The sequence below is a fragment of the Alkalibaculum sporogenes genome (assembly GCF_009362815.1).
GTDB classification, from domain to species: Bacteria; Bacillota; Clostridia; order Eubacteriales; family Alkalibacteraceae; genus Alkalibaculum_A; species Alkalibaculum_A sporogenes.
The window spans coordinates 36,283-62,960 of the sequence record NZ_WHNX01000017.1 but is presented as its reverse complement, the minus strand read 5'-3'; the positions used below and the strand labels follow the sequence as shown (position 1 = coordinate 62,960).

26 protein-coding genes and 2 riboswitches are annotated in these 26,678 nt (G+C 30.1%); of the genes, 14 read left to right on the top strand and 12 right to left on the bottom strand.

Going from position 1 to position 26,678, the window contains the following annotated elements; genetic code table 11:
* Nucleotides 1–124: 124 nt before the first annotated feature.
* Nucleotides 125–222, top strand: a riboswitch (SAM riboswitch).
* Nucleotides 223–361: 139 nt separating this feature from the next.
* On the top strand, nucleotides 362–1,552 hold the full coding sequence (gene metK, locus GC105_RS11375; RefSeq protein ID WP_152804849.1) for a methionine adenosyltransferase: 1,191 nt from the start codon (nucleotides 362–364) through the stop codon (nucleotides 1,550–1,552).
* A 109-nt stretch (nucleotides 1,553–1,661) separates the two neighbouring features.
* On the opposite strand, the gene fabZ is transcribed toward metK, so the two are convergent.
* The 10 genes from fabZ to accB all read right to left on the bottom strand — a co-directional run bounded on the left by fabZ (nucleotide 1,662) and on the right by accB (nucleotide 9,813).
* Nucleotides 1,662–2,087, bottom strand: coding sequence for a 3-hydroxyacyl-ACP dehydratase FabZ (gene fabZ / locus GC105_RS11370; RefSeq protein WP_152804847.1), 426 nt, complete (start codon nucleotides 2,085–2,087; stop codon nucleotides 1,662–1,664).
* Nucleotides 2,088–2,153: 66 nt separating this feature from the next.
* Nucleotides 2,154–3,392, bottom strand: coding sequence for a beta-ketoacyl-ACP synthase II (gene fabF / locus GC105_RS11365; protein ID WP_152804845.1), 1,239 nt, complete (start codon nucleotides 3,390–3,392; stop codon nucleotides 2,154–2,156).
* Between the two features lie 9 nt (nucleotides 3,393–3,401).
* Nucleotides 3,402–4,142, bottom strand: a complete 741-nt coding sequence (gene fabG / locus GC105_RS11360) for a 3-oxoacyl-[acyl-carrier-protein] reductase (RefSeq protein WP_152804843.1) — start codon at nucleotides 4,140–4,142, stop codon at nucleotides 3,402–3,404.
* Between the two features lies 1 nt (nucleotide 4,143).
* Complete coding sequence (gene fabD / locus GC105_RS11355; protein WP_152804841.1) at nucleotides 4,144–5,079, bottom strand: ACP S-malonyltransferase; 936 nt, start codon at nucleotides 5,077–5,079, stop codon at nucleotides 4,144–4,146.
* Between the two features lie 9 nt (nucleotides 5,080–5,088).
* Entirely contained in the window at nucleotides 5,089–5,319 is a 231-nt protein-coding gene (acpP, locus tag GC105_RS11350; protein ID WP_152804838.1) for an acyl carrier protein, read from the bottom strand.
* A gap of 26 nt (nucleotides 5,320–5,345) precedes the next feature.
* The gene (locus GC105_RS11345) at nucleotides 5,346–6,326 is read right to left on the bottom strand and encodes a beta-ketoacyl-ACP synthase III (RefSeq protein WP_152804836.1); all 981 of its coding nucleotides are present in this window, start codon (nucleotides 6,324–6,326) and stop codon (nucleotides 5,346–5,348) included.
* A 21-nt stretch (nucleotides 6,327–6,347) separates the two neighbouring features.
* The gene (locus GC105_RS11340; protein WP_152804834.1) at nucleotides 6,348–7,169 is read right to left on the bottom strand and encodes an acetyl-CoA carboxylase carboxyltransferase subunit alpha; all 822 of its coding nucleotides are present in this window, start codon (nucleotides 7,167–7,169) and stop codon (nucleotides 6,348–6,350) included.
* Nucleotides 7,166–8,008 (bottom strand): acetyl-CoA carboxylase, carboxyltransferase subunit beta, encoded by an 843-nt coding sequence (gene accD / locus GC105_RS11335; protein WP_152804832.1) that lies wholly within the window; start codon nucleotides 8,006–8,008, stop codon nucleotides 7,166–7,168. The genes GC105_RS11340 and accD overlap by 4 nt, the downstream gene beginning before the upstream one ends.
* Before the next feature lie 9 nt (nucleotides 8,009–8,017).
* The gene (accC, locus tag GC105_RS11330; RefSeq protein ID WP_152804830.1) at nucleotides 8,018–9,364 is read right to left on the bottom strand and encodes an acetyl-CoA carboxylase biotin carboxylase subunit; all 1,347 of its coding nucleotides are present in this window, start codon (nucleotides 9,362–9,364) and stop codon (nucleotides 8,018–8,020) included.
* Complete coding sequence (accB, locus tag GC105_RS11325; RefSeq protein ID WP_152804828.1) at nucleotides 9,364–9,813, bottom strand: acetyl-CoA carboxylase biotin carboxyl carrier protein; 450 nt, start codon at nucleotides 9,811–9,813, stop codon at nucleotides 9,364–9,366. Before accB ends, accC begins: the two co-directional genes overlap by 1 nt.
* Before the next feature lie 127 nt (nucleotides 9,814–9,940).
* On the opposite strand from accB, the gene fabV reads away from it, so the two are divergent.
* The 3 genes from fabV to GC105_RS11310 all read left to right on the top strand — a co-directional run bounded on the left by fabV (nucleotide 9,941) and on the right by GC105_RS11310 (nucleotide 14,421).
* Nucleotides 9,941–11,134: an enoyl-ACP reductase FabV gene (gene fabV / locus GC105_RS11320; RefSeq protein WP_152804826.1), complete on the top strand. Its 1,194-nt coding sequence runs from the start codon at nucleotides 9,941–9,943 to the stop codon at nucleotides 11,132–11,134.
* Between the two features lie 337 nt (nucleotides 11,135–11,471).
* Entirely contained in the window at nucleotides 11,472–13,688 is a 2,217-nt protein-coding gene (gene recD2 / locus GC105_RS11315; RefSeq protein ID WP_152804824.1) for an SF1B family DNA helicase RecD2, read from the top strand.
* Nucleotides 13,678–14,421: a ComF family protein gene (locus GC105_RS11310; protein WP_152804822.1), complete on the top strand. Its 744-nt coding sequence runs from the start codon at nucleotides 13,678–13,680 to the stop codon at nucleotides 14,419–14,421. The genes recD2 and GC105_RS11310 overlap by 11 nt, the downstream gene beginning before the upstream one ends.
* Before the next feature lie 130 nt (nucleotides 14,422–14,551).
* On the opposite strand, the gene murB is transcribed toward GC105_RS11310, so the two are convergent.
* A complete protein-coding gene (gene murB / locus GC105_RS11305; RefSeq protein WP_152804820.1) occupies nucleotides 14,552–15,460 on the bottom strand; it encodes a UDP-N-acetylmuramate dehydrogenase in 909 nt (302 codons plus the stop codon).
* Nucleotides 15,461–15,641: 181 nt separating this feature from the next.
* Entirely contained in the window at nucleotides 15,642–16,958 is a 1,317-nt protein-coding gene (locus GC105_RS11300; RefSeq protein ID WP_152804818.1) for an ABC transporter substrate-binding protein, read from the bottom strand.
* A 422-nt stretch (nucleotides 16,959–17,380) separates the two neighbouring features.
* Nucleotides 17,381–17,468: riboswitch (cyclic di-GMP riboswitch) on the top strand.
* A 240-nt stretch (nucleotides 17,469–17,708) separates the two neighbouring features.
* Here GC105_RS11300 and GC105_RS11295 point away from each other — a divergent pair.
* The 10 genes from GC105_RS11295 (at nucleotide 17,709) to GC105_RS11250 (ending at nucleotide 26,604) form a co-directional block, all read left to right on the top strand.
* The gene (locus GC105_RS11295; RefSeq protein ID WP_152804817.1) at nucleotides 17,709–18,434 is read left to right on the top strand and encodes a LytR/AlgR family response regulator transcription factor; all 726 of its coding nucleotides are present in this window, start codon (nucleotides 17,709–17,711) and stop codon (nucleotides 18,432–18,434) included.
* A complete protein-coding gene (locus GC105_RS11290; RefSeq protein ID WP_152804815.1) occupies nucleotides 18,431–19,708 on the top strand; it encodes a sensor histidine kinase in 1,278 nt (425 codons plus the stop codon). The genes GC105_RS11295 and GC105_RS11290 overlap by 4 nt, the downstream gene beginning before the upstream one ends.
* Before the next feature lie 169 nt (nucleotides 19,709–19,877).
* Nucleotides 19,878–20,024: a cyclic lactone autoinducer peptide gene (locus tag GC105_RS11285; protein ID WP_152804813.1), complete on the top strand. Its 147-nt coding sequence runs from the start codon at nucleotides 19,878–19,880 to the stop codon at nucleotides 20,022–20,024.
* 2 nt (nucleotides 20,025–20,026) lie between these two features.
* Nucleotides 20,027–20,608: an accessory gene regulator ArgB-like protein gene (locus GC105_RS11280; RefSeq protein WP_343030019.1), complete on the top strand. Its 582-nt coding sequence runs from the start codon at nucleotides 20,027–20,029 to the stop codon at nucleotides 20,606–20,608.
* Between the two features lie 260 nt (nucleotides 20,609–20,868).
* Nucleotides 20,869–21,219, top strand: a complete 351-nt coding sequence (locus tag GC105_RS11275) for a hypothetical protein (protein ID WP_152804811.1) — start codon at nucleotides 20,869–20,871, stop codon at nucleotides 21,217–21,219.
* Nucleotides 21,220–21,397: 178 nt separating this feature from the next.
* The gene (locus GC105_RS11270) at nucleotides 21,398–21,814 is read left to right on the top strand and encodes a hypothetical protein (RefSeq protein WP_152804809.1); all 417 of its coding nucleotides are present in this window, start codon (nucleotides 21,398–21,400) and stop codon (nucleotides 21,812–21,814) included.
* Nucleotides 21,815–21,893: 79 nt separating this feature from the next.
* Complete coding sequence (locus GC105_RS11265) at nucleotides 21,894–23,618, top strand: ATP-binding cassette domain-containing protein (protein WP_152804807.1); 1,725 nt, start codon at nucleotides 21,894–21,896, stop codon at nucleotides 23,616–23,618.
* Nucleotides 23,608–25,467 (top strand): ATP-binding cassette domain-containing protein, encoded by a 1,860-nt coding sequence (locus tag GC105_RS11260; protein WP_193708397.1) that lies wholly within the window; start codon nucleotides 23,608–23,610, stop codon nucleotides 25,465–25,467. The genes GC105_RS11265 and GC105_RS11260 overlap by 11 nt, the downstream gene beginning before the upstream one ends.
* Entirely contained in the window at nucleotides 25,464–25,892 is a 429-nt protein-coding gene (locus GC105_RS17725; RefSeq protein ID WP_425481532.1) for a site-2 protease family protein, read from the top strand. The genes GC105_RS11260 and GC105_RS17725 overlap by 4 nt, the downstream gene beginning before the upstream one ends.
* A gap of 442 nt (nucleotides 25,893–26,334) precedes the next feature.
* Nucleotides 26,335–26,604 (top strand): hypothetical protein, encoded by a 270-nt coding sequence (locus GC105_RS11250; protein ID WP_152804803.1) that lies wholly within the window; start codon nucleotides 26,335–26,337, stop codon nucleotides 26,602–26,604.
* The last annotated feature ends 74 nt before the right edge of the window (nucleotides 26,605–26,678 follow it).

Sequence of the window (26,678 nt, the reverse complement as noted above, 5' to 3'; positions counted from 1 at the left end):
AGCCGAGCGGCTGAGTCGTTAAATAAAATCATACAATAGTAAAAATTTCGATGAATTTAAAGATTAACGATGGACATTAAAATACTGTTATGTTATGATAAATTTAAAACTTAATAGTATATTTACCTTATCCAGAGTGGTGGAGGGACTAGGCCCTGTGAAACCCGGCAACCAGCAGTATGAAATGGTGCTAATACCTACAGAATATCTGAATGATGAGGGGTTTAATTTAAAGACCTCATCTTATGACGAGGTCTTTATTACGTGGTGAATATCGACTAAGGAATAAAAGGTAAAGTCTATTGTAAGTAACAATTAAACTACGGATTTTATATGACGAAAAAAATATTGGAGGAACGAAATGGCTAAAAAATTATTTACTTCAGAATCTGTTACAGAGGGACATCCAGATAAAATGTGTGATCAAATATCTGATGCGGTGTTAGATGCAATTCTGGAAAAAGATCCAAGTGCAAGAGTTGCTTGCGAAACGGCAATTACCACAGGATTAGTTCTTGTTATAGGTGAAATAACTACGAATTGCTACGTAGATATACCCAAGATAGTAAGAGATACTATTAGAGGTATAGGATATACTAGAGCAAAATATGGTTTTGACTGTGATACTTGCTCAGTATTGACTTCTATCGATGAACAATCTGCTGATATTGCGTTAGGTGTAGACAAGGCTCTAGAAGCTAAAACTGGTGAATTAGTAGAAACTGAAATAGCAAATACAGGTGCTGGCGACCAAGGAATGATGTTTGGTTACGCATGTAATGAAACTCCTGAGTTGATGCCACTACCTATATCATTAGCTCACAAACTTTCTAAAAGATTATCAGCAGTTAGAAAAAATGGCACATTAGATTATTTGCGTCCAGATGGAAAAACTCAAGTCACTGTAGAATACGAAGATGGTAAACCAGTAAGAGTGGATACTATTGTAATATCAACACAACATGCCCCAGGAGTAGAATTAGAAACCATAAGAGAAGATCTTATAAAACACGTAATTGAGCCAGTAGTAGAGAGTCATTTGTTAGATGGTCAAACTAAAATGTATATAAATCCAACTGGTAGATTTATCATAGGTGGACCTCAAGGAGATGCAGGATTGACGGGAAGAAAAATTATCGTCGATACTTATGGAGGCTATGGACGACATGGTGGAGGAGCATTCTCAGGAAAAGATCCTACTAAAGTAGACCGTTCAGCAGCATATGCGGCTAGACATGTAGCAAAGAATATAGTAGCAGCAGGCTTAGCAGATAAGTGTGAAGTAGAATTAGCATATGCAATAGGTGTATCAAAACCTGTATCAGTTTATGTAGATACATTTGGAACTGGTAAAATAAGTGATGATAAAATTATTGAACTAATCGATAAAAACTTTGACCTAAGACCAGCAGCTATAATTAGAGATTTGGATTTAAGAAGGCCAATTTTTAATAAAACTGCAGCATATGGACATTTTGGAAGAACTGATGAAGACTTTACATGGGAAAGAACAGATAAGGCAGAGATATTAAAAAAACAGTCTGAAGCTTAAGTTCAATATATTAACTTTAAAGTACGCTAAAAATTGATATTATAAGATGCAAAAAAAGCTAGAAATTACTCTAGCTTTTTTCTTGTGGTTTTTCTATATTATTTGAAATTTATCCTATAGAAAATATTAACTCAGCTTCTGCTGCTAATTGATCGCCTACGTAGGCTGTAGCAGTTCCAAAGCCAACACTTCCTCGGCTTCTTGTTATTTCTGTTTTCAGAGTCAAGGTATCTCCTGGGATTACTTTTCTTTTAAATTTTGCACTTTTTATACCTCCAAAATATGCAGTTTTGCCCTTGTTTCCTTCGAGACTAAGTAAGGCAACTGCACCAACTTGAGCTAATGCTTCGATAATTAATACACCAGGCATAACGTGTTCTCCTGGAAAATGTCCAACAAAAAAGTACTCATTTGCAGTGACATTTTTAAGTCCAGTAGCCATAACTCCTGCTTCTAACTCAAGTATTTGATCCACTAAAAGCATAGGATATCTATGAGGAATAATTTCTTGGATTTGATTGCTATTAAGTAACATAGTTCACACCTCTTTCAGATATAAGATAAGGGCGATTCGTAAATCACCCCTTGTTGTTCTTGGTAGTTATTCTGAAAACTTCTTGAATATTATAGTCGCATTGTGACCGCCAAAACCTAAAGAGTTAGACAGAGCTACATTTACTTCTGATTTTCTTGCTTTATTAGGGATGTAGTCAAGGTCACAGTCTGGATCTGGAGTAGTGTATCCTATTGTAGGAGGCATAACGCTATCTTGGATAGCTTTTACGCATACAATAGCCTCTACGGCCCCTGAAGCACCTAAAAGGTGTCCGATCATGGATTTTGTTGAGCTAACAGGGGGTACTATATTATCACCTGTTTTAAATAAAGCTTTGATAGCTAAGGATTCGTTTAAATCATTATAATAAGTACTTGTACCATGAGCATTTATATAAGATACATCTTCGGTATTTAAATTGGCGTCTTTTAATGCATTTTTCATCGCTCGCATACCGCCTTCACCTTCAGGAGCAGGTGAAGTAATATGATGAGCATCACAAGTCGAGCTATAACCGACTATTTCAGCGTAGATTTTAGCTCCTCTTTTTTGAGCATTTTCTAAAGATTCTAATACTAGTACACCTGAACCTTCACCCATTACAAAGCCGTCACGGTCTTTATCGAAAGGTATAGATGCCTTTAGAGGATTATTAGAAGTACTAAGAGCTTTCATAGACATAAAACCTGATATTCCAATTTCATTAATAGAAGCTTCTGTACCTCCAGTGATGGCAATGTCAATTTCTCCATGTCTAATTTTATGAAAAGCTTCACCAATGGCATTGGTTCCAGAAGCACAAGCAGTGACGACGCAAAGACAAGGACCTTTTGCTTCTAGTGCGATAGCAATATTACCTGCAGCCATATTGGCAATCATCATAGGGATAAAGTACGGTGATACTCTATCGTGTCCTTTAGAAATCATCTTATCTGTTTGCTCGTAGAATGTTTGAATACCACCAATACCACTACTAACAATTACACCGATTCTTTCTCTATCTATCTCATAATCACCGAGTTTTGCATCTTCATAAGCTTGGTGAGCTGCATATATAGCATACTGTGAATACATATCTAATCTTTTTAATTCTCTTTTATGAGTATATTTTTCTGGATGAAATTCTTTTATTTCACCAGCACATTTAACTTCATAGTCATCTGCATTAAAACTTGATATTTTATTAATACCACATTTTCCCGCAACCACATTATCCCAAAATTCTGATACGTCGGAGCCTAGTGGATTTACAGTTCCCATTCCTGTTACTACTACTCTATTCATATTGCCCTCCTATACCACCATTCCACCATCTACATTGATAACTTGACCAGTTATATAGCCAGACTCATCAGATGCTAAAAAGGCTACTAAATTTGATACATCTTCTACTGTTCCCAATGCATTTGCAGGTATGTTGCTTTTAATTACATCCTTTTGTTCTTCAGTAAGCTTCTCTGTCATATCAGAGACTATAAAACCTGGGGCAATCGCATTGACAGTAATACCTCTAGTAGCTAATTCTTTAGCTACAGATTTTGTCAAACCAATAATACCAGCTTTTGAAGCAGCATAATTTGACTGTCCTGCATTACCTATAAGACCTATCACAGAGGCAATGTTAATTATTCTACCTTTTTTCTTCTTTAACATATATTTTGATGTATGTTTTATACAATTGAAGCAACCTTTTAAGTTAGTAGAAATTACATCGTCGAAATCATCTTCACTCATACGTAATATCAAATTGTCTCGTGTAATGCCAGCGTTATTAACTAGTATATCTATTGAACCATACATTTTTATAGTAGTATCTATAATGTTTTTAGATTCATTAAAATCACTGACATTTCCTTTGATAGCAAAAGCTTCTTTTCCATTTGATTTTAATTCTGTTATCAAATCACTAGCAGCTTTATCATTGGAATTGTAGTTAATTACTACATTACAGTTTAGACTACTTAATTTTTGGGCGATAGCTTTACCTATACCTCTAGAGCCTCCTGTGATTAGGGCGGTTTTTCCTGTAAGCATATTAACCTCCTAGTACCTTCATCGTATTTTCAAAAGACTTAGTATCTTCTATATTAAGTACTTTTATGTTTCTATCAATTCTCTTTACAAAACCACTTAGCACTCTTCCTGGACCAATCTCTATAAAGTGAGTAATACCATTCTCTATCATATATTTTATGCTATCTTCCCACTTAACTGGAGAAATAACTTGGTTGACCAGTAAGTCTTTAAGTGAAGAAAGGTCATTGTATGGGTTGGCGGTTACATTAGATATAACTGGTACATTCCACATATTTAATTGTATTCCATCCATATATTCATCTAGTTTTTGTGCAGCATTCTTAAGTAGAGAAGTATGGAACGGGCCACTGACATTTAACTTGACAACTTTTTTAGCACCACTAGATTCAAACTTAGAGCACGCATATTCAACAGCTTGAGATTCACCGCCAATGACGACTTGCCCACTGTAGTTATAATTAGCTGGTTCTACAACACCCATATGGCTAGATTCGCCACAAATATCTTCTACAATGTGATTTTCCAGTCCAATAATTGCAGCCATGGCGCCTTGACCATTTGGTACAGCTTCTTCCATGAATGTACCTCTGTTAAATACTAAAGATAGTGCAGTTTCTAAATCAACTATATTAGAAGCTACTAATGCAGAATATTCACCAAGACTAAGCCCTGCACAGTATTGTGGTTGTACATTCGATTTTTTCAAAAGAGTAAGAGCAGCAATACTTGTAGTGAGAATAGCTGGTTGAGTATATCTAGTTTGATTTATTTGATTATTAGGATCCTCAAAGCAGATCTCACTAATTTTAAATGGAAGTGAAGCATCAGCAAGTTCAAAAACTTGCCTAGCTTCACTAAAATTATCATATAGATCTTTTCCCATTCCTTTGTATTGAGACCCTTGACCTGGGAATAAAAAAGCTATATTTTTCATATGGATCATTTACTCAATTTTACTTTCAACATATTCTACTATATCTTTAACAGTGGTAAGTTTTTCAGTATCTTCTTCTGGAATTTTGATATCAAATTCATCTTCAAATGCCATAATCACTTCAACTACGGCTAAAGAGTCAGCCCCTAAATCTTCTTGGATATTAGAATTTGTTTTTATTTCGTCTAATTCTACACCTAACTCTTCTGCTAAAATACTCATTATTTTTTCTTTAATCATTATAATTCCTCCATTTGTTTTTTATATTAATATTCAAATAAAATTGATCCCCATGTTAATCCACCACCAAATCCAATTAAGAGTATTTTATCACCCTCTATTAGATTATCTTCTCCATACAAATCATCTAAGGCCATACCAATGCTTGCAGCAGAAGTATTCCCGTAATACTCAAGGTTCATGTAGAATTTTTCTAAAGGAATTTTCATATCTTTAGAAACTTTAGCAATAATCCTTTGATTTGCTTGATGTGGTACGATATATTTAATGTCTTCTATAGTCAGATTAGATTTGACTAAAATATGATCTATAGAATCCTTAATGGCGTAGGCTGCAAATTTGAATATTTCACTGCCATTCATTTTCAAGTAATTATTACTATGGCAATCCAGTTCTTTTAAGCTAAAAGGACTACCTAGGGATACTGCGGGTAATGTAAGTGATAGGTTATCATCTCCTGATGAGTTTGTGTAATCAGCCAAGATACCTTTATCACTTTGCTCTAGTATAACTGCGCCTGCACCATCTCCAAATAATACACAGGTGCCTCGATCTTCCCAATCGAGAACTTTAGAAAAAATTTCGGCTCCGACAACGAGGGCTTTTCTTACAGAACCTGATGCTATAAATTTATCGGCAATTTGAATACCATAAATTAAACCTGTACACGCTGCAGAGATGTCAAAACATGTTACGTGACTATCATTAAGACCTAATCTACTTTGTAAAAGTGAAGCAGTAGAAGGTATAAAGTAATCTGGCGTGGTAGTTGCGACGATGATTAAATCTATTGTAGATAAATCAATATTGTTTTTTTTTATAGCGTCTAGTGATGCTTTATATGTCAAATCCAGAGTGGATTCGTTTTGTGATATTCTTCTTTCTTTTATACCAGTTCTACTATATATCCATTCATCATTAGTGTCGATGACTTTTTCAAGATCAAAATTGGATACTGCCAGTTCAGGAGAGTATTTTCCTGTTGCAATAATCTTAGATTTATTCAAATGATTCTCCTTTCATGTTGTTTAAACACCTATGTTTCTGTACTTATTATACCTTTTTTTCATAATATTCTTCATGGGTGTTGATTTTAGACTTTTTACAGTTTGAATTAAACTAGCTTGCAGATGACTCATAGTTCTATCAGAATTTTTTTCTATATCTGATTCTTCTGGTATAATTTTATCTATTATTTTTAAGTCTAGTAAATCATATGATGTTAACTTCATCAATTCAGCGGCTGTTTTAGCCTTGGAACTATCTTTCCATAGAATAGTGGCAAAGCCTTCAGGAGACAAAATTGAATAGATAGAGTACTGCATCATCCAGATTTCATCAGCTATGGTGAGAGCTAAAGCACCACCACTACCGCCTTCGCCTATAACGATTGAGATAATAGGTGTTTGTAGGCTAGAAAGTTCAAATAGGTTCGTAGCTATTGCATGACCTTGACCTCTTTCTTCGGCGCCTATTCCACAAGCAGCTCCTGGAGTGTCGACAAAACATATGATGGGACGTTTAAATTTTTCCGCTTGTTTCATCAAACGCAAAGATTTACGATACCCTTCGGGATCAGCCATACCAAAATTTCGCTCAATATTTTCTTCGACATTTCTACCTTTTTGCTGTCCAATTACAGTTACGGGCATACCGTCTAATAATGCGATACCACCAACAATAGATTTATCGTCTCTGTAGTTTCTGTCACCATGAAATTCTATAAAATTTGTAAAGATACTATTTATATAATCAAGAGAAGTTGGTCTATTTACACTTCTTGACTTGGTTACATGTTCCCATATGTCATAAGTCGATGTTGAGTCTGTTTTTGATTCTTTTATATTCATGGTTTCACCTCATGGATTACTAGAATATTATGTAGCATTTCTTTCATTTTCTTTCTAGGTACTACAGCATCTACAAATCCATGTTCTTGAAGGAACTCAGAACTTTGAAATCCTTCAGGTAGCTCTTGTCTAATAGTCTGCTTGATAACTCTAGGACCGGCAAAGCCTATTAAAGCACCTGGCTCAGCAAGTATGATATCTCCAAGCATAGCAAAGCTTGCAGTAACGCCGCCAGTAGTAGGATGGGTAAGAACACTTACATATAATAAACCTTGATCATGATGTTTTTTTAATGTACTACTGACTTTTGCCATTTGCATTAGTGAAAAAATACCCTCTTGCATTCTTGCTCCACCAGAAGCTGTAAAGATAATCAGGGGTAATTTGTTCTTTATTGATCGTTCTACAGCTTGTGATATTTTTTCTCCAACTACAGTACCCATGCTACCCATGAAGAAATGACTATCCATAACTGCAACTACACATCTTTTACCATTGATTTCACCGTAGCCTGTAACAACAGCCTCACGAATATCAGTTTCTTTCATAACTTTATTTATTTTCTCACTGTACTTAGGAAACTTTAGTATGTTTTTAGTCTTCATTAGTTTATTAAATTCTCGAAATGTGCCAGGGTCAAGAGTGAAATCAAGCCTCTGCATTGCATTTAAACGAAAATGAAAATTACATTTTGGACAGATGTAATCATGGTTATTTAAATCTTCATGGTATACTAATGTAAGGCAACTTTCACATTTGGTATATAAGTTTTCGGGAATTTTTTTTTCCTCTTTATCAGTTACCTTAAATTTTTTATAATTATTTAAAAAGCTAAACATAGAATCAACCTATCTTATGATTTTATTTAAAAATTTAGTATCAATATTTCCAACTAAAAAGTCCGGATGTTCAATAATTTTTTGTAGTAATGATACATTTGTTTTAATATCTTCTATAATTACTTCACTTAAAGCCATGTTCATTTTGCTTATGGCTTCTTCTCTATTATCTCCCCAAGTAATTAGTTTACATATCATAGAGTCATAATACAAGGGTATTTTATAATTTTGGTAGATATGTGAATCGATTCTTACTCCTTTGCCGCCAGGTAAGTGTAGCTCCTTTATTAACCCAGCACAAGGTGTAAAGTTATTATCTGGGTCTTCAGCATTTATTCTGCATTCGATAGCATGACCATGTATTTTTATATCTTCTTGTATAAAAGGGAGATGCTCACCTTCCGCTATCTTGATTTGTTGTTTTATTAAATCGACGCCTGTTATCATCTCAGTTATAGGATGTTCAACTTGTATTCGAGTATTCATTTCCATAAAATAAAAATTATTATTTTCATCCACTAAGAATTCGATGGTACCGGCATTTATATAACCAATTGCCTTCGCAGCTTCTACAGCTGTGTGACCCATTCTAGCCCGTAGTTCATCATCAAGACACGAGGCAGGAGCTTCTTCTAAAACTTTTTGATTATTTCTCTGTATGGAGCACTCTCTATCATTTAAGTGAACCACATTTCCGTATTTATCAGCTAAAATCTGAAACTCTATATGTTTAGAAGTAGTTATATATTTTTCTATATAGATTGAAGCATCTCCAAAAGCATTTGATGCTTCGGCTCTAGCTTGATCTATAAATTTTTCCATTTCATCTGAGCTATTTATTATACGCATTCCTTTACCGCCACCACCAAGAGACGCTTTAACAATTACTGGAAAACCTATAATTTCAGCAATTTTATTTGCTTCTTCAGGAGTTTCTACTATACCATCGGATCCAGGAATTACCGGTACATTGTTAGCAGCCATAATCTCTCTTGCAGTAGATTTGTTTCCCATTAGTTTAATAGAATTAGATGCCGGTCCAATAAAAGCGATGTTACACTCTTCGCACATTTGAGCAAATTTGCTATTTTCTGAAAGAAATCCGTATCCAGGATGTATCGCGTCGACAGCTAGAGCTACAGCGGCACTCATAATTCGCTCTAAATTTAAATAACTATCTTGTACAGCACCTGGACCAACGCAAATTGAATAATCAGCAAGGGCAACGTGTAGACTTTCTTTATCAGCTGTAGAATAGATGCTAATGGTCTCTATGCCAAGTTCCTTACACCCTCGTATAATACGCACGGCAATTTCGCCTCTATTAGCAATGAGGATTCTCTTAATTTGTGCCATTATATATCTTCTCCTATAACAATAAGTGATTGATCATATTCTATTACTTCTAAGTTAGAAGGGAATATTTTCTTCACAATACCACTACATGGACTTTTAATTTCATTAAATATTTTCATAGCTTCTATAATACAGACAACATCTCCTGCATTAACCTTTTGACCTATGCTGACAAAGGGTTTTGCATCTACAGATGCAGCCTCATAATATATTCCTACTAAAGGTGATTTCACTATTATGTCTTTTTCATTAAAAGTTTCAATAGTCTGATCATTAGTAGATTTTTCTATAGTTAATTTAGGTGTGACAATCTCTGGCACATGTGATACAGAAGTGTTAGCTATGTTTTTAGAAATGTGAAGACTAAAGCTATTATCTGTTAAATTTAATTCATTTATGCTAGTCTCATTTAACTTATCTATTAATACTAATATTTCATTAATATTCAAATTAGGTACCTCCTACCATTATGCAAACAGTATTTGCATTAAATCCTTTGACAATCAAAGTATATTTGAAATATAATACAAATATTAATGTTTGTCAACAAAAAAAGTACACTGGGAGGCACAGGGAATGATAATAAAGCCCGTAATTAAAAACAACATTTGCATCCGGGTACATCCTTTAGGGTGTAAGGAAAATGTAAAGAGACAGATAGAATATGTAGAGAGCCAAGAAAGCTTTAAAGGACCTAAGAATGTACTTATTATAGGAGGATCATCAGGCTATGGCTTAGCAAGTAGAATAAGTTTAGGATTTGGATGCAAATCAAACACAATAAATGTTTCATTTGAAGTTGAACCTAAAAAGAATAAGACTGGTACTGCAGGTTGGTGGAATAATGTGTATTTCCAACACTATGCTAAAAAAGCAGGATTAAAGTATAAAGATTTTGTCGGAGATGCTTTTTCATTAGAGATGAAGGATCAAGTTATGACATATATTAAGAAGGAATACGGAAAAATTGATCTTCTTATATACTCCTTGGCATCAAATAGAAGAACTGATCCTTATACAGGCGAAACATATATTTCAACGCTAAAGAGCATTAATAAAGAAGTAAAAGGATACACAATCGATATAAACAATGAATTACTCAAAGAAGAAAAGATGGAAGCAGCTACTCCAGAAGAAATTCAAAACACAATAAAAGTTATGGGTGGAGAAGATTGGAAGATATGGATAGACATGCTTGATGAAGCAGATTTATTAAATGAAGGATTTAAAACTGTGGCTTATACTTATTTAGGATCACCTGCCACATATGAAATATATCATCATGGTACTATAGGTATGGCTAAGAATCACCTTGACGAAACAGCAGCTGTAATGAATCCTATTTTAAAGAAAAAATATAATGGTGAAGCATTAATCTCTGCTAGTAAAGCTATAGTTACGAAGGCTAGCGTTTATATACCTATATTTCCAGTATATGGTGCAATTCTCTATAAATTGATGAAAGAAGCAGGAACTCATGAAGGTGAGATAGAGCAAAAATATAGATTGTTTAAGGATATGATTTACGGAGAACAGCCAATTATAGATGAAGTCAACAGACTTAGACCAGATAATTTAGAACAAGATGAACAGCTACAAGAAAAAGTTAAAGAAATACTAGCAAACATAAATAATGAAAATTTACACGAATTATCAGATATAAAAGGTTTTATTAGCGATTTTATGAAGATAAATGGATTTGATTTTGAAAATGTAGATTACAATGAAGATGTAGATATGGATGCACTCAGTGAGATAGAACTTATTTAATAAATTAAGAGAGGAATAAGGGTGATATTTTTTACTCTTATTCCTTTTTTAAATAAAATTCAGATTCTAGCATCTCACCTCTCACTTCTTACCTCTCACTTCTCATTTATGATATAATTTCCGCACTAGCAGATTGGCTCGCAGAATTTAAATCATTTTATGTGCTTGCACAAGAAAAGGAAATGAATTCTATGAGCAAGTGCAAACGACGGTCACCCCAAAGGGGTTGAGGATAATCTGCGTAGGATAAAGCAGACTCTACGTACGTCCACCCAAAATATGATATAATGATATAGTATATTGTAAGCAAAAGCTTATATGGCGAGGTAAAGAATTTATGGTAAAAATTTATGGTTATGTTGACAAAATAATATTTTATAATGAGAGCAATCATTATACGGTTATGGAAATAGAGTGTAATAGTAAACTCGTTACTGTGGTTGGAAACTTTCCTATGTTAAAAAGAGGAGAATACCTATCTGTAACAGGGCAATGGGTAGAACATTCGAGTTTTGGCATGCAATTAAAAGCAAGTCATTTTGAAGTTGAGGTTCCTACCAGTACTCAGGGAATGGAGAGGTATCTCAGTTCTGGAATTATCACTGGAATAGGAGAAAAAAAAGCTAAATTATTAGTAGAACATTTTGGAGATCAGGTTATAGAAGTTATAAGGTATAATCCTTTAAAACTTGCAGACGTACCAGGGATTGGAGAAAAGACAGCACTCTCTATATCAGAATCTTTTAATGAAAATAGAGAAGTTATGGAAAGTATTGTTTACCTAGGTACATTTGGTATAACTTCGACATACGCAATGCGAATATACAAAGCATATAAAGAAAATACTATATCCACTATTAAGGAAAATCCATATAAAGTTATCGACGATGTACCGGGGATGGGTTTTAAGTCTGCTGATACAATTGCTATGAGTATAGGAATTGAGAGTGAAGACCCTTTTAGAATATCTGCAGGTATAAAGCACTCTTTGCAAATGTGTTATAGAGAAGGGCATATGTTTCTTTCAGAAGAAAGTCTAATTAGAAATGGTGCAAATCTTTTGATGGTAGACTTGGATTTAGTAGAGTATCATCTTAGAGAATTGACGTTACATGGAGAGGTCAAGCTTCAAATTATCGACGATCAAAGAGTTTATTATTCAATGCCACTTTTTAAGGCAGAAGAGAATGTTGCAAATTCTATTATTAGTTTAAGTAATTTTCCTTATGAAAAAGAAAGAATCGATATTGACAATATTATTTTAAAGTTTCAAGAAGAAAATAATATTGAATTAGATGAAATTCAGGTCGAGGCAATAAAATCAGCTGTTCTATATGGTGTTATTATTATTACGGGAGGTCCTGGAACAGGTAAGACAACTATTATAAATTGCATCCTAGATATATTCAAAAGGCTCAATTATCAGGTTGCTTTAGCTGCTCCAACAGGAAGAGCTGCAAAAAGAATGAGCGAAGCTACAGGATCAAAATCCACTACAATTCATAGGTTATTAGAATACGGATTTGCCATGGGAGAAGGTAATCAGAGTTTTGAGAAAAATGAAGAAAATCCATTGGAATATGACGTTATTATTATAGATGAAGCATCTATGATTGATATATTGCTAATGAATAGCTTATTAAAAGCAGTGACTTTAGGAACTAGAATTGTCTTTGTAGGGGATATTAACCAACTACCATCTGTTGGTCCTGGTAATGTATTAAAAGATTTAATAGATAGCAATGTATTAGAAGTCGTTAAATTAAACAAAATATTTAGACAAGCCCAAGAGAGTATGATTGTTGTGAATGCTCATAGGATAAATAATGGAGATCTTCCAATATTAAATGAAAAAGATAAAGATTTCTTTTTTATAGAGTCCTTTACTGGGGAAAAAATAAAAAGGAAAATATTAGAATTATGCACTCAAAGATTAACTAAGTTTAATTTTATGGAAGATATTCAGATTATTACACCTGTTAAAAAAGGTCCTGTAGGAGTGCATGAGTTAAACAGTGCCCTACAAAATAGCATTAATCCACCTGCTGAAGATAAAGCAGAAAAATCTATTGCTACCACAGTGTTTAGAGAAGGTGATAAGATTATGCAAATTAAAAATAATTATCAAAAGGAATGGGATTCCATAGAAGGTGGGGAAAAGGGCAAAGGAATATTTAATGGAGATATTGGATTTATAGATAAAATTAATACCGAAGGCAAAAAACTAACTGCGACATTTGACTACGATAAAAGAGTTATATATGATTTTGAAGAACTAGATGAAATTATGCATTCTTATGCTATTACGGTACACAAAAGTCAGGGAAGTGAATTTCCTGTAGTGATTATGCCTATATTTAGTGGGCCTAGTATTTTATTGAATAGAAATTTATTTTATACTGCTGTGACTAGAGCAAAGGATATGGTAATACTTGTTGGACGAAAACAGTTTTTACAGGGCTTAGTTCAGAATGCAAATAATATTAAAAGAAATACAGGGTTGAGACAAAGGATAGAAAACAATATTTTTATAGAGCAAGGCTATGATGATTGATAAATTTCTCGATATCATATTTATCCCAAATGGAAGATGTCCAATATGCAAGCGGGTAATTTTTTTTTCAGATGAGTTTATATGTCACCAATGCAAAAGTAGTCTAGACATGGTTGGTGATGAAAAGTGTAAGAAATGCGGGAAAGAAATAGATGATGGAAAAAATTATTGTAGCGGTTGTATTACATATAATTATAATTATCAAGAAGGGTTTGCTCTCTATAATTATGAAGGATCAATTAAAACAATAATACACAATATTAAATTTTCTAACTGCCCAGAGCTTGCAGTATACATGGGTAAAGTATTAGGTAAAAGCATGAAAAATTGCAGTTGGTTAGAAGAACTAGACTATATAATTCCTATTCCATTACATGAAAATAGATTTAAAACAAGAGGGTATAATCAAAGTGAAAAGATTTCCAATGGAATAATTAATGAATTTACTCAAATGGATAAGGCATTAGATATAAAACTATGTATAAATACACTTATTAGGCAAAAGGATACACCACATCAATTAAAACTTAGTAAGGAAGAAAGATTTTCTAATGTCAAGAATGCATTTAAAGTAACAAATAAGGATGTTATTAATGAGAAAACAATTTTGTTAGTAGATGATGTTTATACAACTGGTGCTACAATAGATGAATGCAGTGCAAAATTATTGGACAATGGAGCACTCAAGGTCTATTTCGCAGTACTTGCAAGCGGAAAAACAAATCAATTATAAAGTGATTTCACTCTATCTAAGACAGACGCAACTGATATCTAATTTTTCATAGATACACCATATAAGCTTAAATAGGCTAGGGTCGGCTCATCAATGAATAACCTATTCAAAAATAATTGACCCTATGATACTAAAATTCTCCTAGTTGTTTTACTTCTGTATCTAGCTTAACACCGAAATTCTCATATACTACTTTTTGCACATGATGAATTAGGTTAATTACGTCACTGGCAGTTGCATTATCTTTGTTGATTATAAATCCACAATGTTTTTGTGACACTTGAGCGCCTCCAAGTTGGAAACCTCTCAATCCTGAATCTTCTATAAGTTTTCCTGCAAAATAACCTTCAGGTCTTTTAAATGTACTGCCTGCACTTGGCCATTCAAGAGGTTGCTTGCTTTTTCGCTTATATTCTAAATCGTCCATTTTTTCTTTAATTTCATTATTAGAACACTCTGATAATTTCACTTTAGAAGATAAGATAATTAAGTCTTGCACTTGTATAGCACTAGTACGATAGCCTAATTGTAAATTGCCGTTAACAATCTCGAATATATTACCTTTTTTATCAATTACATGTGCACTGATTAGTATATCTTTCATTTCACCACCGTATGCACCTGCATTCATTGTTACAGCGCCACCTAAAGTTCCTGGAATTCCAGAGGCAAACTCAAATCCTCCTAGATTGTTTGACAGGGCGATTTGAGATAATTCACTAAGCAATATACCAGACTGAGCATTTAAAATTGAATCCTGTACCTCACAATTACTATAATTCTCGGATAGCTTAATTACGGCACCTCTAACTCCTTTATCAGATACTAATAAGTTTGAGCCATTACCCATTATGTAAAAGGGGAAGTTTTCGTTGTTTAATAGAATAAGAATATCCTTAATTTCTTTTTCCGTTTTAGGAATTAACAAAATATCTACAGGGCCACCTACTTTAAATGACGTGTGTCTTTTCATAGGTTCATCGATTAATATTGAGTTTTTATCTAAAAAAGTTTCTAATTTATTTAGTATATGTTTCATTACGATTTTCCTCCAATGATAAGTATTATTGCGCGCGACCATATGTAATTGCAAGGATATGATTGCAAGAATATGTATATTAGAGAACAATACTTACATTTTTATATATAGTTATATTATTGAGCAAAAAAATTATTCACCTAAGAATGTATTATACAAATTTTATAAGGAATTATCAAGTTTACTTTTTATTATCAACTGTTTGATTAGCACTTTGTTGAATATTATATAATGTTTCTGTAGTACTTTGGTTTTTTATAAACATATTTTTCAACTCGTCTTCTATTGAGTTATGTATGAGTTTACGATCCAAATAAAATGGCATAATGTGTAGAAAGTTGCTATCATCAATGGTTTTTAAGTGTGGATATGTTTCAAAGTCATAAGAGTATCCTTCCACTACAGGTAGTCTACCGATAGACTCGATGCTATTTTGAGATTCTTCATTTAACAAAAATTTCATAAAGTCGTATATAGCCTGATTTTTTTCTTCATTGCCTGTATCCATTATAGCATAGCTACCTACATTCTCAGCAAAAAAGACCGGCATATCAGTTTTGCCCTTCGGGTAAGGCATGATAATAAATTCAAAACCTTCTCCTTGATTAGATTTTCTTAATAGACTGTTTATATCGGTTAGATTTCCTGCTAAGATGGCTGTTTTTTTATTTAGAAAATCATTAACGACTTGGGCTTTAGGTCTAAGGCCATAATTGTCGGGTAAATTATTTATCTGTTTATGAATTGTATTTAATTTTTGTAGACCAGTAAGAACATCTTGGTTATAAAAATCGATACTTTTAGTATTGTCATTAGAAAAAATATTTCCGCCGTCACTTAATAGAAATGGCATGTAGGAATAGCTGTCGTCACCTAGATAGAAATCATAAGGGATAATTTCATTTTTAATATCTTTTTCATTAATGCTTTTCAATAAGGATATAAATTCTTCGAAATTTAAATCTTCAGGGACTTTAACCCCAAGAGAATCAAAAATATCCTTATTTATTATTAACACATTTACAGAGTAGTAAACAGGGATGCCCCATATTTTTTCATCTTTGTAGACTGTTCCGATCAATTCGTCTTTTATACTAATGATACTATCTTCTTCATCTAAAAAATTAATTGGTATAACATGATCGAGAGGTAGAGTTTCGTTGTCTATTGTAAGAGGCATTATGTCAGGATAATTGTTACTTAATGCGGCTTTAAATGCAATATCTTTATTGTCATTATAATGTAATTCCCGTAAAGAAATATGGATATTAGGATTAACTTCTTGATATGCGCTTATTCTACTCTTAATCCAAGCAAATTCGCTGCCATTAATAGTAAGCCTAGGTATATCCCACATGTTAATTACACCAGACCACTCAACTTTAGAAGTATCAGTAAGGTATTTTTTTGTATAAACATTATTCAAATAAAAGGGTGCTGACAATACATATACAAGTATAATGCCGTAACAAAAACTTTTAAGGATTTTTTTAAACATAATAACCTCCTTATACTATATATAAATTTATTCAAAAAGTAACATTTTAGAATTGAGAATTAAAATTTGAACTATATTCAATCGTAAAAATACTCTTACACTCCTCATATATATGAAACAAAATTCTATTCCATGTTTTCTAAGTTTTTTTATGCAATAGCCTCATGAGTTTTAGTGCCTATTAATGGGGGATAAAGTTCATTCTGATATTGTTAGAATAAGAATGCTAAATTAGCATAAGATCTTAAATATTATATAATTGTAAGTAAGTTTACTTATCACTTATTATTTGGCCACTGAATGAATAGCAACAAATCATAAGAATACATCATAAATTAATGTCAAATTTCTACAAAAGTAGCTATTGACATCTTTTGTCGAAAAGAATATTCTTATAACTAATATATGACAATAATATAAATAATTGATAAAGGCAAACCTAGCGAAAGATAGGCGCGAAAAGCATGAAGTCTAAAGTTATTAAAGAACAATGATAGTTCAGCTACAAAATACTATATTTCATATTTACTATTAATGAGTCAGGGATCATATTTCATAATAACATCTTAGATTACATCACAAAATTCATATAATCAACATAGTATTCCAACTTAATTAAAGACAAAACAAATCTACTTATCTATAAATGAACCTGCTCTATTTAAATAATAAATGAATTTTATTTGTTAAGAATAATTATCGTTTACTATAAAACCCAACATCTAATATATACAAGGGAGGATATATGAAATGTTTAGAATTGCAATATGCGATGACGAACATGTTATTTGTTCGCAGATTGAAAAGATTATTTTAGAAAATCAAAAGTACATTACCCAAGAAATTCAAATAGAGATATTTTATTCAGGTGAAAAACTTTGTTGTTTTATGGAAAATGAAAATGATTTTGATTTAATCTTTTTAGATATTGAGATGGAACTGTTAAACGGAGTTGAGGTAGGTAGAAAAATTCGTGAAGAAATGGACAATCAAATAACCCAGATTGTGTATGTATCAGGGAAGAATAGCTATTACAAAGATTTGTTTGAAGTAAGACCAATGCACTTCTTATCAAAACCAATAAAAGCAGATGATATAATAAAAAATATTGAACTGGGAATGAAATTATCTAATAAATTTGGAGGGGTGTTCAGCTACAAAAAATCATATGAAACATATAGGATTCATATTAAGAATATAATATATTTTCAAAGTGTAGATAGAGAAATAAAAATCGTTTCAATCAAGGGAGAAGAATTATTTTATGGTAAACTTGATGACATATTTCATCAAGTTGAAAAGTATCACTTTATGAACATTCACAAATCATATATTGTAAACTATGATCATATAGAAAAATTTAAGTATAATGAGGTAATAATGTCTAATTCTATTCATCTGCCAATAAGTCAATTGAGAAGAAAAGAAATAAGAGGACTACAGATTAAATATGAGAAAGAAAGGTTACTCTTATGAATATAAGTATTTATAATATGATATATATTATATCAAATATTTTTGGAACATATATTATTTGTAAATTTATGAGTGTTTTTTTTGAAAGAAAAGAAGCCAATAAAAAATTAGAATTATTTTCATATACAGTATATTATATTGTAATGACTATAATTTATTTTAAAATAAATATCCCTATAGTTACAATGCTATTTAATATAATTGCTTTTATGGGATTATCCATGCTTTACAAAGCTAACATAAAAAAAAGAATTTTGGCTATAGCCTTGATATACTTAATCTTAATATGTATTGAATTAATCGTTATCATGTTATTATCTGGAATGCATTTCACTATTTTTTCAAAAAATGAATATACATTATCTTATAGTCTTATCGTTTTAAAAATAGTTTCTTATTTGGTTGTTCTGATTTTAAATAAGTATAAAAATATTAAGATGGGTGAAAGGGTTCCATTTTCTTATTGGGTTTGTCTTTTATTAATACCATTGTCGTCTTTATATATTATATTAATACTTTTTCAGGCACAAGGACTTTTGATTGAGCAGGTGATTTTAGGTATTGTTTTTATATTACTAATTAATTTTGCAACATTTCATTTATATGATGCTATTTCATCAACTTTATCTGATAAAATGCATAAAAAACTTATTGCACAGCAAAACATGTACTATGACACTCAATTTAATCTAATGAAATCATCATTAAAAGCTACTAAAATATTTAAACACGATTTAATGAACCATCTTTCTGTAATATACACATTGGTTGCAAATGAAGAAAAAGAAGCATCTATAAAGCATATATGTAATATGATTGAAGTATGTAATGATGAAAATAAGTTTGCAGATTCAGGCAACATAAATATTGACAGTATTCTGAACTTCAAACTTCAAGAATCAAAACAAAAAAACATTCCGATATTTCTTGATTTGTATATACCTGAAAAAATGGATATTCCCTCTTTTGATTTGGCAGTTATATTGGGCAATTTATTGGATAATGCTATAAAAGCTGTTTCTGAATTAGAGGAAGAGCGATATATTAATATTAATATTAAATATGACAAGGGACGGTTTATAGTAAATGTGGAGAATCCATTTTGTGGAAAACTATTAAAAGATGGAAACGAATATCTTACTACAAAAAAAAATAAACATAATCATGGCATAGGACTGGACAGTATAAAAATCGTTTTACAAAAATATGATGGATTTATGGAGATTAAACATATTGAAAATATATTTTTTGTTACAGTATTGATGTTTATATAGAAATTTTAGAGCAATCTTTTAAAAAGATTGCTCTATTTTTTTAATAAGTAGCTATTGATCTTAGTTCACTACAAAAGTATATATGAATTTCAACAATAGTCCGCACAATTAAAGTTTTTATGGTAAATTTAAGTCATAAAAAGAAAATGAAGAAGAGGGAGGAACTACTTTGAAAAAAAATTCGTTGAAATGTTGTAAAGTGGTAGCTGATTTAGCATTGAAGGTAACAACATTTAATGTAAATTCAGCATGTATATTTATAGTTCATCAACCAAAGCTACCAAAGGGTGCGGAAAAACTCCGTAAGTTTAAGTAAGCGTGTCTGTTTGGGATAGAATTTCAGAAATATTTATAAATAATGAAATAATCATTGCAGAGGATAAAGAATTATATTCATATGGTTTGCAACAAGGAATTTTGATGATACTTAATGTTACTACAACCATAGTAATAGGAATTATCTGTGGAATGGTATGGCAAAGTATAATTTTTCTTCTTTCATATATTCCACTTAGAACTTATGTAGGAGGGTATCATGCAAAGACACAGTGGAGATGTTACATATTTTCTATACTAATAATTTCTGTAGCACTTTTAGGAATTAAGCTAATACCTTGGACAAACATTATTTATTTCACGTTAATGTTCTTTGCAGGAAGTATCATTTCGCTACTTGCACCAGTAGAGGACGGTAACAAACATTTAGACTCAATTGAAAAAACTATATACAAAAAACGTTCACGGGTTATATTAAGTGCTCTATGTGGAATAGGAACTTTATTATATATAATAGGTTATCCACAAATTTCAATCTGTATATTAGTGGCACTATTATTGCTTGGTATTATGCTAATATTGGGAAATTGTAAAAATAAATTAAGAAGATTAAATTATGTTTAATGTTGTTAATTTCCAATAATAAACTCTTAATAATGAAACCTTGATGAATTACCTAGTCCCCATACTAGGTGAGTTTGAGTAACAAAAAATTGCCATTTACCTCGACTCCACCGTATCGCAAATTTACTCCATTATCGAAAAAACAAAGGAATATATTATAGAATATAAATTTAACATTTATTTATCATAAAGAAGCAAGGTACTTAAAATTTTTTATATTAGATATATTATTGAAAAATTAATAAGGGGACGAAGTATTTATGAATAAAATTATGTATATATTTATAATATTTATATTTTTTTTTAATATAGAATATATTATTGATAATTTTACTAAAATTGAAAAACGTAAAATAAAATGGAAAAGGATGAAGGATAAAGGATTAGTGTTATATATAATAATCGGGGGAGTGTTCTATTATGGGTTTATTGGTAGCTTAATTGGAATGATAATAGTTCCCTGGATTAACTTTAATTTTAGTTTTGACTTTATTTATTATGAAACATATATAAGTTGGTGTTTTATTATAGGAACTATAATGTTATCATCTGGAATTATATCCAGATATCTTAAGTGGAAAGACTATCAAAAAAAATATGAATCTCTATGATCTTTAATCATTAGCAAATCTTACAATATTAACATATTAACTTTATTTATTCTTTTAGAACAAATGTTATCGTTGAACGTTAATTTATTGCTCTTTTATATGCTTAATTTATTAATGACCCAATTTAATTATAATCTAAATTTGTTATATAGTTGATATTTATATATAGGAGGTACATATGAAAAATAATGAAATTTTGTCGGCAAGAGCTTGGGGGATTATTATTGGTATTGTCGGTATTATAATCGGAGTGATTTTTGCTACTTACAATTGGAGTGCATATGCAGAAGCAAATTTGACTTTTCCTGCTAATACCCAAACGAGATATTCTGATTATTTAAATATTGGATCTAGTGTTGATGTAGCGGCTGCACAAGATTATGGAAGCACATCTTGTAAGTATAATGTTTATTACATGAAGAGAGGTGCTTCTCAATGGACTACCATAAAAAATGGGCTAAATTTTTCACGTAATGATAGTGCAAAGGTTATAGGTTCATATTCCGCTGGGAAGTTTAGAGACGTTAGAATAAAAGGTTATAAAACTTATGGAACTTCAAGCTCTTCTAAACTACTTGTGTATGTTGGATGGTAAATAATTATATAAATTAAAATAGTAAAAAATTTTAAATATCGACTATATATTCAATTTTTGTAAGTGGTGGAGGAATATTATGTTAGAATTTAATTTTAATACAATGACAATTAATGATAAGTTGCTATATAATGGCGGAGAATTAACAATCATTGGAAATGGAATAACACTACTTACTGGAGAAAATGGAACTGGAAAGAGTACACTTTTAAAGCAATTATATTTTACTAATAGATCAAATAGTGTCTATATTTCACAGGATAATGATGAGATGCTTCAAAAGTTATCAGTATTAGAAAATATAACAATGATTCAAGATATATACAGTGATAAAGATTTAATTAAATTACTTAATAGTATGGGAATAGGAGAGCTATCAAATAAAAATATAAATACTATGAGTGGTGGAGAAAAAAAAATCATATCAGTTTTACGTGGATTATTATCTAATGCTGAAATTTTATTTATAGATGAACCAACAAATGATTTAGATTATCGTATAGTTAATAAATTAATAGATATTATTAATGAATATAGAAATAAAAAAATAATTATAATTGTTACACATGATGAAAGAATGTATGAATCAAGTGAGCAAATTTATGAGATAAGAAATCAGTCAGTAGTAAAAATAATTGAGGAAAAAAAAACAAATGAAAAGCAAACATTAATTTTGTATGAAAGAGTAATAATTAATACTTCTTTAATATGCAAACGAATTTTTAACAAAGACTTGTTTGGGATTGTTCTACTACTTATGTTTGTAATGTCTACTCTTTATTTAATTATAGATACAAAAGCTAGTGTATATAATTATAATAGTATCATAAAACAAAATCAAATCAATATTTGTAATACTTTATATAAAAATCCAAAAGAATTAATAAGAGAAGGATATATCCCTACTTATCTTTTGCAATTTATAAAATCTGATTTACCAATAAGAGATATATCAAAAAAAGTAAAGGAGTATACTAATGAAATGATGGAGCAGTCATATAGTGTAAACCTAATATTACCTTATTCAAATACTTATGATGTTTATTATTTATTATTCTACAATACGCGAGAGAATATAGAGATTTCAACATTTGATGTTTTGTTAGAAAAAATTAATAATTATGATTCCAATGAAGTTAATATAGATACAAATGATTATTTTAAATTTAATTTTAATAATAAAAATAATACTACTAAAAATATAAAATTTGAAATTAAAAGCTATAAAGATTCAATTAATTACATATATGATAATTATAATAAAAATAATCTAGAGACAACATTTTGTTCAGTTATATTACAGGATACTACATCTTTCTATGATTTTATTTCTAATAATGAGCTAACTAATTTATGGGATGGAAATTATTATATACAGTCGAATGAAACAATTAATCTTCTTAACGAAGCAAATATTTATCTTACGTCGAAAAGTAACTATCAAAAATATTTTGTAATAATAACTGTATATATATTGTTTGAAATATTTAACAATTTTATTAATATATATATTATAAAAAAAAGAATAAGTATTTTCAGAAATTACGGATTTCATAAACATGAGATAACCTCTGAAATAATAAAAATATATAATCAAAAAAATGCGTGCATTTTTTGTAGCATCCTAGTTGTTCTTATTAATTTTTTTTCTTATTTTAAAGATAATCAGTGGAAGGTAATTAATAACAATATTTTTCCTTTAGTATTTATTGTAGTATTGGTATTAGTTTATAGGTATAAAAAGTTGATATTTAACAATTTAATTAAAGATGAGTTTAATTTTGGAGGAGTTTATGAAAACTAGTATTACATTAAAAAATACATCAGTTGATTTTCAAAATGAATCAATTGATTTTAGTTGTTTTGGCATTTACTTAGTTTCAGGAGATAATGGGGTAGGGAAAACAAGTATTATAAAACAATTAATATATGGTAAAAATGAAATTAAATTTAACACCAAAATACAAGAAGAAAAATATAGATCTGCAAAACATCAAATAATAACATATATAGAACAAGATCCTTTACCAGATAAGAGTACAGTAGAAAATTATTTATTTAGAAATAATAAATATATCGATTTAGAATTATTAGAGGAGCTAATTCATAGTCTTAAGATTAGTGATGCTGATATGAATACAAAGGTTGAAAAATTGAGTGGTGGGGAATTAATTAAGCTAAATATTATTTCTGGACTTATAAAGAAAACTCCATATATTTTTATTGATGAACCTACAAATAATTTAGATAATGAATCTGTTTGCGCATTTATTGAAATTATTAAAAAAATGTCTGTAAATCATACTTTTATAATTATATCCCATGATCCCAGATGTACATTTGAGAATGCTAATATAGTAAGAATAGAAAAAAATAAAATTAATTTTTTTATTAATAAAAATAATAAAAATAAAAATATAGCATTACCTAACAATATTAAAATACCAAAAGTTAAACTAGTAATGTCACACTTTAAAGATAGTTCTATAATTTCAAGTACAATTTTATTATCATGTTTAATCTTGATAAATTTTTTTGTCAGTAATGCATTTATATCAGGCTGGTATAATAATGAAGATTTACCTAATACAAAGGATATTATCGCTACATATATTGTAGATGGAGTTTATGGTAGTCTTAATCAAACATATGCGTCTGGAGCTAATTTGAATATAATCGAATCAGATTATTACAAACATATTACTTATAATGATATAAAAAATTTGGCTGATAGAGAAGAAATAGAAAAAATTATTATTTCGGATGAAAAATATATTAATCAAATGTCTGAATCATATGAAAGTGAGCAGTTACTAGACAAGCTGCATATTGCTTCAATTCCTTATAGTGTAATTAATGAATTTAATGGGATTGTTAATTATGATATAGATGTGCGATATCTAACCGCAGGAAGATTACCCTATGATAATAAAAATGAAGTAGCTTTATCTGGAAAGGTTTTGAAAACTTTTTTTAATTTTAATGATAATGATATTGCTAATGCTACTGGAAAAAGCATAGTAATAAATACTAATAAATATACAATCGTCGGCATCACGCATTACGATATATGTATAATATCATTCAATAATAATAGTGTTTATGGTTTCTTTACTTATAATAATTCAAATTACGATAATAAAATTTCGAATATAATGAATTATTTAACTTCTCTAGATGCGACTAATATTAATAATCCAAGAAATATAATTATATATACTAAAAAAGGTTACGAAAAAACAGTATTAGATTACTTAATCAAAGAATTTCCAGCTAATAATTATTATTCTCATGAGTATGCTGTAACCTTTTCTAAACAGTATAATTCTCAGTTAAGTAAAATTATGATAACCATAAATTTAATATTTTCTATAATAATAGCTATAGCTTTCTTTTTGTTATTTAATAAGCAGATGAAACTTTATCGTATTAAGATGAAAAACATTGACAATTATTATATATTAAATAACTTAACTAACAAAATGTATTTAGTAGCTCATTTATTACAATTTGCCATCACAGTTATTGGAATATTTGTTATAACATATCTCTGTTCTGATTATTTCAGTATAGTTATTAAATATCAACTATTATTTGTTGTTTTTATTACAATTCCAATACTAGTAAATTATTTAAGAAAAGAGGTTAAATAATTCTGTATATATTTTTATTAATCTATCTCGTAAATATAATAATAATTATTATACACGAATTAGCACATTATATAGTTGCAAAGATATTATGGAATGAAGTAGAAGAAATTGTGATTGGTTCTCGTATTTTGTCAATTAAATTATATAAAGTTTCATTATCTCCAATCATTTTTGGAGGACGTGTTGATGTTAAATGGAATAAAGTGGCTAATTCAAATATATATCAAATAATATTATTCTTTTTAAGCGGGGTATTTGCAAATTTTATTACGTTAATTATATGCTGGTTATATATAAAATCCATATATGGAAATTTATATATTATACTAAGCGGTTTTACAATAGTAATTAATTCAATTCCTATTTACAATACAGATATGTCTATTTTACTAAAGGTCATAAAAAAGTTAAAAAAATACAAATGAGAGGTACTATGTCTTCAACTAAATTTAAATTTTTGCGTTAATATTTATGATAATTGATTATATAGCACAATTCATTCCTTATATTCCAACATGGTTTCATTGGATTAGTCGGTTATCTGAACCTGTTTTTCTATGCATGGTATGGATAAAAAGAAAAGGCTTAAAATATTTCTTTTATATCTTTTATCCAGCAGACATAGTTGTATTATTTTTTTAGCAAAATTATTTTTATAATAATTTTTACCTAATTTAGTGCATAACCATTTATTATATATCATGTATAAAAGGAGGTATAAAGATTAAAAAATTATATATTAAAGGATGTATAGTAATTTTTACTTTAATACTATTTACTACATTTGCATCGGTATACGCTGGCAATAGTTATTCATCCTACGCTACTGTTACCGTTCCAGGTTTTGCTACTGTAGAACCTCACCCTATGAAACAGACTAAATCTCAAAGTGGGATTGCTGGTGATATAAAAGTAGATTATGTTTCTAATAATTATGAGATGTATACGTACATGGGAGGTAAACAAAATAATGAATTGATGACCTTTGGTAGTAAGATTGCAATTTCAACAGGTGATCAGCGAAAAATTCCCGCAACATCTAAAATGGTTAAAGATTCGAGTATGGGATGCTATTTTCGAAGTAAGTTAAATCAATATGTGAGAGTTAATTGTAGAACTAGTTGGAGATCTAACTAGAAGTACTTATTAAGTATTACAATAAATGGTTGTGCAATAATTTATATTTTAAGAGATATATTTAATTAGTCAGG